Below are 12,829 nucleotides of genomic sequence, written 5' to 3'. Positions count from 1 at the left end.
GGCCACGAGGCACCGCGGCCGCCTGGCCCCCGCCGGGTCCAGCGGCCGTCCGCCCCGTCAGCGCGGCCCGTACTTCCGTCCCGTGCGGGACGAGAGACCGCCGAGCACCCCGCGGGGCGCCAGCTTCACCGCACCCATCAGGGCCTTGTACCGCGGATCCGGAATGGACAGGGACTTGCCCCGCGTCAGGTCCTTCATGGCCGCGTCCACGAGCTTGTCGGCGTCCAGCCACATCCAGCCGGGGATGTTGTCCGTACCCATTCCCGCCCGCTGGTGGAACTCGGTGCGGACGAAGCCGGGGCACAGTGCCATCAGCCGCACACCGCTGCCCGCCAGGTCCCGGGCGGCGCCCTGGGTGAACTGGACCACCCACGCCTTGCTGGCCCCGTACGTACCGCGCGGCACGAACGCCGCCACCGACGCCACGTTCACCACCGCGCCGCGCCGCCGGTCGCGCATCCCGCGCACCGCCGACGTGGTCAGCCGGAGCACCGCCTCGCAGTGCACCTTCAGCATCGTCAGCTCATCGGCCATCGACACTTCGAGGTACTCGCCCTTGTTGCCGAACCCGGCGTTGTTCACCAGCAGATCCACCGGCTGCCTGGGGTCGGCGAGCCGCGCCTCGACGGCGGCGATGCCGTCCTCCGTCGACAGGTCGGCGCTCAGCACCTCCGCCTCGATGCCGTGCCGGTCGTGCAGCTCGGTTGCCTGCTCGCGCAGCCGCTTCTCATCGCGCGCCACCAGCACCACGCTGTGGCCGTCACTCGCGAGCCGACGGGCGAACGCCGCCCCGATGCCCGCCGTCGCTCCCGTGATCAATGCAGTCGTCATATAGGCACGCTATCCGTCCACGACGCACGGGCGGTGACCTCGGATATCCGCCATCGCGCGGATGGCCCGGCGTCGGCGGTCCAACCCCCGTGGTCCGCGTGCAGGTTGCCGCATGCACCGCGGCGCCGCGGGTGCCCCCTGGGCCCGCCGCGGCCCCGTCACCTACACACCTTCTCCACTCCGCACCCGGAAGCGGCACCGGGCAGGTGACGGGACTTCACCCACTCGTCGTCGTGCGCCCGGCGTGCACCAGCGCCCGCCTCGATGGCGCGCGCCCCCCGCAGCACGCGCCCGCGTCATGCGTCGATGTCCCACACACCGTCAGTGCCCCTGCCGTTCCACGTACGCAAGGGCTTTGTCCCGCGCCAGCGGATGGAGCGCGTCGCCGGCCTCCAGCAGCCGTCTCAGCAGCGCCCGCTCCCGGGTCAGGGCGCGGAACGTCAGCGCGACGGTCACCTCGTGATCGGGGCGGTGCAGCAGCTCGACGCGGTCCCCGGCGCGGATCTCGCCCGGTTCGACCACCCGCAGATACGCACCCGGTACCGCGGTCTCGGTGAACCGCTTGATCCAGCCGCGCTCGCCGATGCGGCCCTGGAACGTGCGGCACGGGACGCGCGGGGAGGTCACCTCCAGCAGCACCCGCGGGCCGATCCGCCAGCGCTCGCCGATCCGGGCGCCGGTGACCTCGACACCCAGGGTGGTGAGGTTCTCGCCGAAGGAGCCGTTGGGCAGCTCGCGGTCCAGCTGCCGCTCCCACTCGTCCAGGTCCTCGCGGGCGTAGGCGTACACCGCCTGCTCGTCGCCGCCGTGGTGGCGGAGGTCGACCACGGTGTCGCCGGCGAGTCCGCTTCCGCCGGTGCCCCCGGGGCCGGGGGCGGTGACCATGACCGGCCCGGCCACCGGCCGCTTGTCGATGCCCGTCTCGCCGCTCTTGGCGCGGGTGTGTTCGGAGGGCGCGGCGCGTCCCACATTCACGGTCAGCAGCTTCATGCTCGGCACGCTAGCCAGCTCCAATCAAAGCGTCGAGCCGGATTCTCTCGATCTCTCCAAGATGCGCTTATACTCCAAATATGATCGAGGCCCGTCATCTCCGCGTGCTGCGCGCCGTCGCCAGGACCGGCTCCTTCTCCGCCGCCGCCCGCGAACTGGGCTGCACCCAGCCGGCCGTCAGCCAGCAGATGAAGGCCCTGGAGCAGTCCGTGGGCACCCCGCTCCTCGTCCGCGCGGGCCGTGGGATGCGACTGACCCAGGCGGGCGAGGCGCTCGTACGCCACGCGGTCGGGATCCTCGCCGGGCTCACCGCCGCCGAGGAAGAGGTCGCCGCGATCACGGGCCTGCGAGCGGGACGGGTACGGCTGGTGTCGTTCCCGTCCGGCAGTTCGACACTGGTACCCACCGCCCTGGCGAAGATGCGCGCCGCGCACCCCGGCACCCGCGTCTCGCTGGTCGAGGCCGAGCCGCCGCGCTCGATCGACATGCTGCGCAACGGCGACTGCGAGATCGCACTGGCATTCCGCTATCCCGAGGTGCGCGGTGCGGACCCGGCGGCCTGCGCCGAATGGGACGACCTGGTGGCCAGGCCGATCCTGGCCGACCGGCTCATCGGCCTGGTCCCCGACGGCCACCGGCTCGCGGCGGGCGGTACGGCGCGCTTCGCCGAACTGGCCGACGACCCGTGGATCGCGGGCTGCCCGCGCTGCCGCACGCATCTGGTCGAGGTCTGTGAGAGCGCCGGCTTCACGCCGCGCATCGACTTCGCCACCGACGACTACCCGGCGGTGATCGGACTGGTCGGCGCGGGACTGGGCGTCGCGGCGCTGCCCGAACTCACCTTGGAGTCGGTACGCCCCAAGGGGGCCACGGCGGTGCGGCTGGAGCCGGCGGTGCACCGCGAGATCGTCGCGCTTACGCTGCCCGACCTGGCGCGCGTCCCCGCTGTGGAGGCGATGCTCGATCAGCTGGTGCAGGCCGCGGGACGCTGACGCCGGGCGGCGGCCGAGGGGCGGGGCCGACAGGCGTGAACAGCGCCGGGAAGTCGGCGCGGGGTGCGTCCGGTCCGGGGAGCCATGGGCGCCCCGCCGGTTGTGGGGTCGGTGGTGGGTTCGGTTCCCCGATCCGGGGAGGATCGTTTCTTCAGCGGTGATCCACTCCGGGTGATCAGGCGCTGGTCACTCCGGCGTGGCCGGTCATGGAGGTCGCGGGGATCAGGCGGTGACGTGCCCGGCCCATGAGCTCCTCGCGTTCGTCCTCCGTCAGTCCGCCCCAGACCCCGTAGGGCTCGCGGACCGCCAGGGCGTGCGCCGCGCACTCCGCCCGTACCGGGCAGCGCATGCACACCTCTTTCGCTGATGTCTCACGCGCGCTGCGGGCTGCTCCGCGTTCCCCTTCGGGGTGGAAGAAGAGCGAGCTGTCCACGCCACGGCAGGCCGCGAGCAGCTGCCAGTCCCAGAGGTCTGCGTTCGGGCCCGGAAGGCGGGAGAAATCTGCCATTGCTTGTCCCCTCGAAGCGATGCTGTTTTCGGGCTCGGTGCTCACGACCGTACATCTACTGTCCAAGTAGATGTAAATATGACTCATTGCGAATCTAGCCGCAGACGCCACGAAAATGGAAGAAAGAGGGCCAAATAGGGCATAGGGTGCACGCGCGGAGGCCGGTCGACCATGAACCGTCTGCGTATCCGGCTCCTCACGGAGCGTGCTGAAGTCGGTCACCGAAGCCGTAACTCTTTCGAGTGACCGTCGTTGAGTGTGCGGAGGCGGTTGACAGAGGTAGTCCTCGGGCAGGTGTCCGAGGGCCGTCAATCGCACAGGTGACGATACGTACCAGCCTGGAGGCTCAAGGTGACGCGCATCAGCTGCGGAGGACGGTCATGACATCCGTTCTCGTCTGCGACGACTCCCCGCTTGCCCGAGAGGCGCTCCGACGGGCGGTTGCGACCGTGCCCGGCGTCGAGCGCGTGACGACCGCGGCCAACGGGGAGGAAGTCCTCCGCCGCTGGGGTGCCGATCGCTCGGACCTGATTTTGATGGACGTACGGATGCCGGGACTCGGCGGTGTCGAGACCGTGCGTCGGCTGCTGTCCGCCGACCCCGGCGCCAGGATCATCATGCTCACGGTGGCCGAGGACCTGGACGGTGTCGCGCTCGCGGTCGCCGCCGGGGCCCGCGGCTATCTGCACAAGGACGCCTCGCGCGCGGAGCTGCGGGCGACGGTGACCCAGGCGCTCGCCGACCCGACGTGGCGGCTCGCCCCGCGCCGGCTGCGGTCCGCCGAGATGGGCGCAGCCCCGACGCTCACCGCGCGGGAGATCCAAGTGCTCGAAGGCATGAGCCACGGCCGCTCCAACGCCGAGATCGGCCGTGAGCTGTTCCTCTCCGAGGACACGGTCAAGACCCACGCCCGGCGCCTTTTCAAGAAACTGGGTGCCTCCGACCGGGCGCACGCGGTGGCGCTGGGGTTCCGCTGGGGACTGGTCCGCTAAGGCATCGTGACGTGCAGCGATGCGGGGGAGTGAGAGTCCCCGCCCGCCCTGCGGCGGGCGGGGCGGCAAAGCGCCCCGCGCGCTGCCTGTGCACCGCGGCGGTCCGTTTCCCCGCGCGGTGCCGCATCCTTGAGGTATGGAGTTCCTCGGGGACGGGTCGGTCGGGCACGAGGGGAGGGCGCAGGACATGAATGCCGGCGCACCTGCCGCTCATAACGCTTCAGTGCACAAGTACGGACCTGGTGCCGCGGATCGTGTCGCGCCAAGGCACCATGGACCGATGCGCGATGACGGCAACCAGGAGATCGGCGATCTCGTCGCACGCGCAGTCGAGGGGGACCAGCGGGCCACGCACGACCTCTTGGCCCATGTGCACCCCCTCGCGTTGCGTTACTGCCGCACCCGGCTCTCCCGGCTGCCGGGTGACGCGCGGCACTTCGTCGAGGACCTCGCACAGGAAGTCTGTGTCGCGGTGCTCTGCGCGCTGCCGCGCTACCGCGACACCGGAAAGCCCTTCGAGGCGTTCGTCTTCGCCATCGCCGGCCACAAGGTCGCCGATCTGCAGCGGGCCGCGATGCGCGGCCCGGGCAGCACGGCCGTGCCGTCCGACGAGATGCCCGAGCAGCCCGACGACTCGCTGGGCCCCGAGGAGCGTGCGCTGCTGAGCAGCGACGCCGAGTGGGCCAAGAAGCTGCTGGCGAACCTGCCGGAGAATCAGCGCGAGCTGGTGCTGCTGCGGGTCGCGGTCGGGCTGACGGCCGAGGAGACGGGGCAGATGCTGGGGATGTCGCCGGGTGCGGTGCGGGTCGCCCAGCACCGCGCGCTGAGCCGACTGCGGGCGCTGGCCGAGCAGTAGGGCGGAGTGTCCCCGGCAGTCGCCGCGGGCACCGGACGGTGGTCCGGCGGGCGCGGGGGAGCCCCGTGACCGCGGACCGACGCGGCCTGCGGTGTCCGTAGAAAGGTACGAGTGATGAGGCCCTCATCGATCGTGGAATGGGACACCTGATTAGGCCGTTAGCATGGGAGTCCGCGCTGAGGCAAGAGCATTGGGGAAGGTGTCATGAGTGACAACGTCGACGGTATGCCCGCCAAATTCGCCATGCTCGGGCTGACATACGACGACGTTCTGCTGCTGCCCGGCGCTTCGGAGGTGCTGCCCAACGCGGTGAGCACCGCCTCCCGGGTCTCGCGGAACGTCACGGTCAACATCCCGCTGCTGTCCGCGGCGATGGACAAGGTCACCGAGGCCCGGATGGCCATCGCCATGGCACGTCAGGGCGGCGCCGGTGTGCTGCACCGCAATCTCTCCATCGAGGACCAGGCCAACCAGGTCGACCTGGTGAAGCGCTCCGAGTCCGGCATGGTCACCGACCCGATCACGGTCCGCCCGGACGCCACGCTCGCCGAGGCCGACGCGCTCTGTGCGAAGTTCCGCATCAGCGGCGTGCCGGTCACCGACGCCTCCGGCAAGCTGCTGGGCATCGTCACCAACCGCGACATGGCCTTCGAGCTGGACCGCAGCCGTCAGGTCCGCGAGGTCATGACGCCGATGCCGCTGGTCACCGGCAAGGTGGGGATCTCCGGTGACGACGCCATCGAGCTGCTGCGCCGCCACAAGATCGAGAAGCTTCCGCTGGTCGATGACGCGGGCGTGCTCAAGGGCCTGATCACGGTCAAGGACTTCGTCAAGGCCGAGAAGTACCCGAACGCCGCCAAGGACGCCGAGGGCCGGCTGGTCGTCGGCGCTGCGGTGGGTGTCGGCGACGCGGCGTACGACAGGGCCCAGGCGCTGGTCGAGGCCGGTGCCGACTTCCTGGTCATCGACAGTGCGCACGGCCACAGCCGCGGCATCCTCGACATGATCGCCAAGGTCAAGTCCAACATCGGTGTCGATGTGGTCGGCGGCAACGTCGCCACCCGCGACGGCGCCCAGGCGATGATCGACGCGGGCGTCGACGGCATCAAGGTCGGCGTCGGCCCCGGTTCCATCTGCACCACCCGCGTGGTCGCCGGTGTCGGCGTGCCGCAGGTCACCGCGATCTACGAGGCCGCGCAGGCCGCCCACGCCGCGGGCGTGCCGCTGATCGGTGACGGCGGGCTCCAGTTCTCCGGCGACATCGCCAAGGCGATCGCGGCCGGCGCGGACACCGTGATGCTCGGCTCGCTGCTGGCCGGCTGCGAGGAGTCGCCGGGCGAGATGGTCTTCATCAACGGCAAGCAGTTCAAGTCCTACCGCGGCATGGGCTCGCTGGGTGCGATGCAGTCCCGCGGCCAGGGCAACAAGTCCTTCTCCAAGGACCGCTACTTCCAGGACAACGTGCTCTCCGAGGACAAGCTGGTCCCCGAGGGCATCGAGGGCCAGGTGCCCTACCGCGGGCCGCTCGCCTCGGTCGCCCACCAGCTCGTCGGCGGTCTGCGGGCCTCCATGGGCTATGTCGGCTCCGCGGACATCGACGAGCTCAAGGAGAAGGGCCGCTTCGTCCGCATCACGTCCGCGGGCCTCAAGGAGAGCCACCCGCACGACATCCAGATGACGACCGAGGCGCCGAACTACTCTCGACGCTAGGCGGGACACCGGGGACGCGCCCTAGCATGTCCCCGCATCCGAGCCCGTGGCCGCACCCCGGCCACGGGCTTCGGTGTGTCGGGGATACTGGAACGGCAGACGTAGAGGAAAGGCCACACACGTGACTGAGATCGAGATCGGACGCGGCAAGCGCGGCCGCCGGGCATACGCCTTCGACGACATCGCCGTCGTCCCGAGTCGCCGCACCCGCGACCCGAAGGAGGTCTCGATCGCCTGGCAGATCGACGCCTACCGTTTCGAGCTGCCGTTCCTGGCCGCTCCGATGGACTCGGTGGTCTCCCCGCAGACCGCCATCCGCATCGGTGAGCTGGGCGGCCTCGGCGTCCTCAACCTGGAGGGTCTGTGGACCCGCTATGAGGACCCGGAGCCGCTGCTCGCGGAGATCGCCGAGCTGGACGGCGCCACCGCCACCAAGCGGCTCCAGGAGATCTACGCCGCGCCGATCAAGGAAGAGCTGATCGGCCAGCGGATCAAGGAGGTGCGCGACTCGGGCGTCGTCACCGCCGCCGCCCTGTCGCCGCAGCGGACCGCGCAGTTCTCCAAGGCCGTCGTGGACGCCGGCGTGGACATCTTCGTGATCCGCGGCACCACGGTCTCCGCCGAGCACGTCTCCTCGGCCGCCGAGCCGCTGAACCTCAAGGAGTTCATCTACGAGCTCGACGTCCCGGTCATCGTGGGCGGCTGCGCCACCTACACCGCGGCCCTGCACCTGATGCGGACCGGCGCGGCGGGCGTGCTGGTCGGTTTCGGCGGCGGCGCCGCGCACACCACCCGCAACGTCCTGGGCATCCAGGTGCCGATGGCGACGGCCGTCGCGGATGTCGCGGCCGCGCGCCGGGACTACATGGACGAGTCCGGCGGCCGGTACGTCCACGTCATCGCCGACGGCGGCGTGGGCTGGTCCGGCGACCTGCCGAAGGCGATCGCCTGCGGTGCGGACGCGGTGATGATGGGCTCCCCGCTGGCCCGTGCCACGGACGCGCCCGGTCGCGGCCACCACTGGGGCATGGAGGCGGTCCACGAGGACGTGCCGCGCGGCAAGCGGATGGACCTCGGCGCGGTCGGCACCACCGAGGAGATCCTGTGCGGCCCCTCGAACACGCCGGACGGGTCGATGAACTTCTTCGGCGCGCTGCGCCGGGCGATGGCGACGACCGGCTACTCCGAGCTCAAGGAGTTCCAGCGCGTCGAGGTGACGGTCTCGCCGTCCCAGCACGACAACGCCTGACGCGGCAGCGGCACCCCGCACACCGCAGCACACCGCACCGCGGCCCGGCGACACGATGTCGCCGGGCCGCGGTGCGTTCTGCGTGGTGCACTCCGCGCCGGCCCGTCAGAGCCGGTGTGCCGCGCCCGTCGGGGTCGCGCCACGGGTGTCGAGGAGCAGCTGCGCCTTGACCGAGAGGCCCTGGAGGTCGTAGGTGCGGTGGGGCTGGAGCAGGATCGTCAGGTCGGCGGCCGCGGCCGCCTCGTAGAGGGAGTCGGCGCGGGGGACGGGGCGGTCCAGGACGTTCCATTGGGGGACGTAGGGGTCGTGGTAGGTGAGGTGTGCGCCGAGCTCCATGAGGCGGGAGGCGATCTCGCGGGCGGGGGAGCCTTCCTGGTCGCCGATGTCCGGCTTGTAGGTGACCCCGAGCAGCAGGACGCGGGCGCCGCGGGCGGACTTGCCGTGTTCGTTGAGCAGGGTCGCGCAGCGCTGGATGACATAGCGCGGCATCCGGCCGTTCACCTCTTGCGCGAGTTCGACCATGCGCAGCGGGTAGCTGAGTGAACGGCCCTTGTACGAGAGGTAGTTGGGGTCCACGGGGGCGGCGTGGCCGCCGATTCCGGGGCCGGGGCGGAAGGCCTGGAATCCGAACGGCTTGGTCTCCGCGCAGCGGATGACGTCCCAGAGGTCGACCCCGATGTCGTGGCAGAAGACCGCCATCTCGTTCATCAGGGCGATGTTGATGTGGCGGTAGTTGGTCTCGAGCACCTTGGCCGTCTCCGCCTCGCGGGGGCCGCGGGCGCGCACGACCTTGTCCGTCAGCCGGTTGTAGAACGCCGCTGCGGCCTCGGTGCAGGCGGGGGTGAGGCCGCCGATGACCTTCGGGGTGTTGGCGTAGCGGTGGGTGCGGTTGCCGGGGTCGTGCCGGCTGGGGGAGCAGGCGAGGTGGAAGTCCCGCCCGGCGATGAGCCCGGAGCCCTCTTCGAGGAGGGGGCGCAGGAATTCCTCGGTGGTGCCGGGGTACGCGGTCGATTCGAGGATGACCGTGGTGTGCGGGCGCAGGTGCGCGGCCAGAGTGCGGGCGGCGTCGGCGATGGCGGTCAGGTCCAGGGCGCGGTCCTCGCCCAGCGGCGTCGGTGCGCAGATCACAGCGGTGCGGACCTTGCCGAGGGCGGCGGGGTCGGTGGTGGTGCGAAGGCCCGCGGCGAGCAGGCGGCGGATCTCGGTCGCGGACAGCGGCCCGTCGGCCCCGGCGGGGGTGGCCGCGCGCGGGTCGGGGTCGTAGCCGAGGGTGCTGATGCCGGCGGCGATGGCGGCCTGGGCGAGGGGGAGGCCGAGGTGGCCGAGTCCGATGACGGCGAGGTCTGCTGGCATGGCTGCTGCCGTCCTTCCCGAGCGATTCCGGATGGCGCATAAGTAGACTAAGCCGACATTTGACCCAGAATGGGGATTGGTGGATCAAGGTGGCGGGGTGTTGCCGTACTGGGCGGAGGGTGGATACCGGCACGTAGCGCGGACAGAATCGACGGACGGGGGGTGTGGCCCCGATCACAGCGGGAGGCAGTGGTGAAGACAGCGACACTGGGACCGGCGCAGCGTGCCGAGGCGCTCGCTCGAATGGCGGAGCGGGAGCTGGACGTTCTGGTGGTCGGCGGCGGAGTCGTCGGCGCCGGCACGGCACTGGACGCGGCGACACGCGGGCTGAGCACCGGGCTGGTCGAGGCGCGGGACTGGGCATCGGGCACGTCGAGCAGGTCGAGCAAGCTCATCCACGGCGGCCTGCGCTATTTGGAGATGTTGGACTTCGCGCTGGTCAGAGAGGCGCTCAAGGAACGCGGGCTGCTGCTGGAGCGCCTGGCGCCGCATCTGGTGAAGCCGGTGCCGTTCCTCTATCCGTTGCAGCACAAGGGGTGGGAGCGCTGGTACGCCGGCTCCGGCGTCGCACTGTACGACGGCATGTCGATCTCCTCGGGACACGGCCGCGGTCTGCCCGTGCACCGGCACCTGTCGCACAAGCGCGCCCTGCGGGTGGCGCCTTGTCTGAAGAAGGACGCCCTGGTCGGTGCATTGCAGTATTACGACGCGCAGATGGATGACGCCCGGTATGTCGCCACGATGGTGCGTACGGCGGCGGCCTACGACGCGCAGGTCGCCAACCACGCCCGCGTGGTGGGCTTCCTGCGCGAGGGCGAGCGGGTCGTCGGCGCGCGGGTGCAGGACGGCGAGGGCGGTGGTGAGTACGAGATCCGCGCCCAGCAGATCGTCAACGCCACCGGTGTGTGGACCGATGACACCCAGGCGATGATCGGTGAGCGCGGGCAGTTCCACGTACGGGCCTCGAAGGGCATCCACCTGGTGGTGCCCAAGGACCGGATCCATTCGACGACCGGGCTGATCCTGCGGACCGAGAAGAGCGTGCTGTTCGTCATTCCGTGGGGACGGCACTGGATCATCGGGACGACGGACACCGACTGGGACCTGGACAAGGCGCACCCGGCGGCCTCAAGCGCCGATATCGACTACCTGCTGGCGCATGTGAACGAGGTGCTCGCGGTGCCGCTGACCCGGGATGACGTCGAGGGGGTGTACGCCGGCCTGCGGCCGCTGCTGGCGGGCGAGTCGGACGCCACCAGCAAGCTCTCGCGCGAGCACACGGTCGCGCATCCGGTTCCCGGCCTGGTGGTCGTCGCGGGCGGCAAGTACACGACGTACCGGGTGATGGCCAAGGACGCCGTGGACGAAGCGGTGCACGCCCTGGACCACCGGGTCGCGGAGTGCGTGACGGAGGACGTTCCGCTGGTCGGCGCCGAGGGGTACAAGGCGCTGTGGAACGCCCGGGCCCGGATCGCGGCCCGCACCGGCCTGCACGTGGTGCGCATCGAGCACCTGCTGAACCGTTACGGCTCGCTCACCGAGGAGCTGTTGGAGCTGGTCGTGGCCGATCCTTCACTGGGCGAACCGCTGACGGGCGCGGACGACTATCTGCGCGCCGAGGCCGTCTACGCCTGCACGCACGAGGGCGCCCGGCATCTGGACGACGTACTGACCCGGCGGACCCGCATCTCGATCGAGACCTTCGACCGGGGCACCCGCTGTGCCCGCGAGGTGGCCGAGCTGATGGCGCCCGCGCTGGGCTGGGACAGCGACCAGGTCGAGAAGGAGATCACGCACTACGAGAAGCGGGTCGAGGCGGAGCGCGAATCGCAGCGGCAGCCGGACGACCTGACGGCGGACGCGGCCCGACTGGGGGCGCCGGACATCGTTCCGCTGTAGCGCTCGCGGCGAGAAACGGCCGCGAGCGCGCCGGGCGCGTACGGAGGGATGGCGGGCGGTTGCCGGGAGATCCGGTGGCCGCCCGCCGTTCGTCCCCCGAGGAACGGGGGATGGGGCGGACACGCCCTAGCTGTGCTGTCCGGGCGGCTTCGTGGCGGACGGCGGGCAGAACTCCGCCGTCAGGACCGCCGTGCCGTGGTCCGGATCGGCCAGGGCATCGGTGTTGACGCGGTAGCTGACGAGGTGCCGGCCGTCGGCGGTACCCGCGGTCTGCGCGTACGAGCCGTTGATGTCGCCGTTGTGGCCCCAGACCCTCACGCCGCAGGGCAGCTCGGTGGCGTACAGGCCGAGGCCGTAGGTGCCGTCGGTGCCCGCTTCGTTGCGCAGCTGCGCCATCTGGCGCGGCGGCAGGAGCTTGCCGCCCAGCAGCGCGGAGAAGAAGCGGTTGAGGTCGTCGAGGGTGGTCACCATCTCGCCCGCGGCGCCCGCCCGGCTGGGGTCCAGGGAGGTGGTGTCCACCTGGTGGGTGCCGATCCGGGAGTAGGCGCGGCCGTGCGGCTCGGGCAGCGCCGGGTCGGTGCCGGGGAAGGAGGTGTCGTGGAGCCGGGCGGGGGCGATGAGGCGGCGGCGGATCTCCTCGGCGTAGGAGCGTCCCGTGACCGCCTCGATGACCAGGCCGAGGACGAGGTAGTTGGTGTTGGAGTAGGCGAAGGGAGCGCCCTGCCCGCTCCGGGAGTCCACGGCCGGTGGGTGGCGCAGGGCGACGCGCAGGAGTTCGGCCGGGGTGTGGCTGTCGTAGCGGTGGGCGCGGAAGCCCTTGCCGTACAGCTCGCGGGCGAGCCGGGCGTCCTCGGTGTAGTTGAACAAACCGCTCGTATGGTCGAGGAGCTGGCGGATCGTCACATTCCGAAGATCGCCGAGGTCGTCCTTTCCGGTGGCGGGCACGGATTTCGGCAGACGGGCGGCCGCGGTGTCCGCCAGGGACAGCTCGCCCTCGGCGACGAGTTGCAGTACGACGGTCGCGACCAGCGTCTTGGTGAGGCTGCCGGCCCTGAAGTGGTCCGCGCGGGCCATGGGGCGGCCGTTGCGGACATCGGCGACGCCGGTCGTGGAGAAACGGGAACCGTGGAAGCGTCCGCCGCGGGTTATCAGAGAAGCGGCGCCGGGCGCCCCGTCGCGTACCAGGCGCTGCAGGGCCCGCACCGTAGTGGCGGGCGGCTGCTCGACGCGCCCCACGGGCGGGACCGGGGTGGTGCGCTCCCCGCCCGTACACGCCGTCAGGGCGAGTACGGTCAGGGTGGTCTGGAGAACGAGCGCACGCGGGCGCACCGCGGCCCTGCGGCGGCGCGCTGCCGACGGCGGCGCCGGACGGTCGGCGCCGGCCGAGGCGGCGCGGGGCGAGCGCTTCGTCATCGGGACTCCCGTTCCTCGGGGGCCATCATGACGGGT

Annotated in this window: 11 protein-coding genes; 6 read left to right on the top strand and 5 right to left on the bottom strand. The window is 71.2% G+C overall.

Annotation, left to right across the window (positions count from 1 at the left end; genetic code table 11):
- Positions 1–57: 57 nt before the first annotated feature.
- Positions 58–831 (bottom strand): SDR family NAD(P)-dependent oxidoreductase, encoded by a 774-nt coding sequence (locus tag ACGFZW_RS10460; RefSeq protein ID WP_393892658.1) that lies wholly within the window; start codon positions 829–831, stop codon positions 58–60.
- A gap of 321 nt (positions 832–1,152) precedes the next feature.
- Positions 1,153–1,821 (bottom strand): MOSC domain-containing protein, encoded by a 669-nt coding sequence (locus tag ACGFZW_RS10455; RefSeq protein ID WP_393892657.1) that lies wholly within the window; start codon positions 1,819–1,821, stop codon positions 1,153–1,155.
- Positions 1,822–1,901: 80 nt separating this feature from the next.
- Between ACGFZW_RS10455 and ACGFZW_RS10450 the strand changes: the two genes are divergently transcribed.
- The gene (locus ACGFZW_RS10450; RefSeq protein ID WP_393892656.1) at positions 1,902–2,813 is read left to right on the top strand and encodes a LysR family transcriptional regulator; all 912 of its coding nucleotides are present in this window, start codon (positions 1,902–1,904) and stop codon (positions 2,811–2,813) included.
- Between the two features lie 175 nt (positions 2,814–2,988).
- Here ACGFZW_RS10450 and ACGFZW_RS10445 read toward each other — a convergent pair whose 3' ends face one another.
- Complete coding sequence (locus tag ACGFZW_RS10445; RefSeq protein ID WP_393892655.1) at positions 2,989–3,321, bottom strand: WhiB family transcriptional regulator; 333 nt, start codon at positions 3,319–3,321, stop codon at positions 2,989–2,991.
- 380 nt (positions 3,322–3,701) lie between these two features.
- On the opposite strand from ACGFZW_RS10445, the gene ACGFZW_RS10440 reads away from it, so the two are divergent.
- From ACGFZW_RS10440 to ACGFZW_RS10425, 4 genes are all read left to right on the top strand, one after another.
- The gene (locus tag ACGFZW_RS10440) at positions 3,702–4,313 is read left to right on the top strand and encodes a response regulator transcription factor (protein ID WP_003948568.1); all 612 of its coding nucleotides are present in this window, start codon (positions 3,702–3,704) and stop codon (positions 4,311–4,313) included.
- Between the two features lie 280 nt (positions 4,314–4,593).
- Positions 4,594–5,169, top strand: a complete 576-nt coding sequence (locus ACGFZW_RS10435; RefSeq protein WP_393892654.1) for a sigma-70 family RNA polymerase sigma factor — start codon at positions 4,594–4,596, stop codon at positions 5,167–5,169.
- 204 nt (positions 5,170–5,373) lie between these two features.
- Positions 5,374–6,879, top strand: coding sequence for an IMP dehydrogenase (guaB, locus tag ACGFZW_RS10430; RefSeq protein ID WP_393892653.1), 1,506 nt, complete (start codon positions 5,374–5,376; stop codon positions 6,877–6,879).
- Positions 6,880–7,000: 121 nt separating this feature from the next.
- Positions 7,001–8,128: a GuaB3 family IMP dehydrogenase-related protein gene (locus ACGFZW_RS10425; RefSeq protein WP_393892652.1), complete on the top strand. Its 1,128-nt coding sequence runs from the start codon at positions 7,001–7,003 to the stop codon at positions 8,126–8,128.
- Between the two features lie 105 nt (positions 8,129–8,233).
- Here ACGFZW_RS10425 and ACGFZW_RS10420 read toward each other — a convergent pair whose 3' ends face one another.
- A complete protein-coding gene (locus ACGFZW_RS10420) occupies positions 8,234–9,481 on the bottom strand; it encodes a nucleotide sugar dehydrogenase (protein ID WP_393892651.1) in 1,248 nt (415 codons plus the stop codon).
- 192 nt (positions 9,482–9,673) lie between these two features.
- Here ACGFZW_RS10420 and ACGFZW_RS10415 point away from each other — a divergent pair, with 192 nt between their 5' ends.
- On the top strand, positions 9,674–11,380 hold the full coding sequence (locus ACGFZW_RS10415) for a glycerol-3-phosphate dehydrogenase/oxidase (protein ID WP_393892650.1): 1,707 nt from the start codon (positions 9,674–9,676) through the stop codon (positions 11,378–11,380).
- Positions 11,381–11,506: 126 nt separating this feature from the next.
- Here the strand turns inward: ACGFZW_RS10415 and ACGFZW_RS10410 are convergent, their stop codons facing one another.
- A complete protein-coding gene (locus ACGFZW_RS10410) occupies positions 11,507–12,793 on the bottom strand; it encodes a serine hydrolase domain-containing protein (RefSeq protein ID WP_393892649.1) in 1,287 nt (428 codons plus the stop codon).
- Between the last annotated feature and the right edge of the window lie 36 nt (positions 12,794–12,829).

The organism is Streptomyces sp. NPDC048248 (assembly GCF_043201875.1).
GTDB lineage: Bacteria > Actinomycetota > Actinomycetes > Streptomycetales > Streptomycetaceae > Streptomyces.
The sequence above is the reverse complement of the archived record's forward strand: the minus strand, read 5'-3'. Positions and strand labels throughout refer to the sequence as shown.

What these genes read in the sequence shown, in the direction of transcription:
- ACGFZW_RS10460 (WP_393892658.1), bottom strand. Translation starts at nt 831, where the DNA reads ATGACGACTGCATTGATCACGGGAGCGACGGCGGGCATCGGGGCGGCG.
- ACGFZW_RS10455 (WP_393892657.1), bottom strand. Translation starts at nt 1,821, where the DNA reads ATGAAGCTGCTGACCGTGAATGTGGGACGCGCCGCGCCCTCCGAACAC.
- ACGFZW_RS10450 (WP_393892656.1), top strand. Translation starts at nt 1,902, where the DNA reads ATGATCGAGGCCCGTCATCTCCGCGTGCTGCGCGCCGTCGCCAGGACC.
- ACGFZW_RS10445 (WP_393892655.1), bottom strand. Translation starts at nt 3,321, where the DNA reads ATGGCAGATTTCTCCCGCCTTCCGGGCCCGAACGCAGACCTCTGGGAC.
- ACGFZW_RS10440 (WP_003948568.1), top strand. Translation starts at nt 3,702, where the DNA reads ATGACATCCGTTCTCGTCTGCGACGACTCCCCGCTTGCCCGAGAGGCG.
- ACGFZW_RS10435 (WP_393892654.1), top strand. Translation starts at nt 4,594, where the DNA reads ATGCGCGATGACGGCAACCAGGAGATCGGCGATCTCGTCGCACGCGCA.
- guaB (WP_393892653.1), top strand. Translation starts at nt 5,374, where the DNA reads ATGAGTGACAACGTCGACGGTATGCCCGCCAAATTCGCCATGCTCGGG.
- ACGFZW_RS10420 (WP_393892651.1), bottom strand. Translation starts at nt 9,481, where the DNA reads ATGCCAGCAGACCTCGCCGTCATCGGACTCGGCCACCTCGGCCTCCCC.
- ACGFZW_RS10410 (WP_393892649.1), bottom strand. Translation starts at nt 12,793, where the DNA reads ATGACGAAGCGCTCGCCCCGCGCCGCCTCGGCCGGCGCCGACCGTCCG.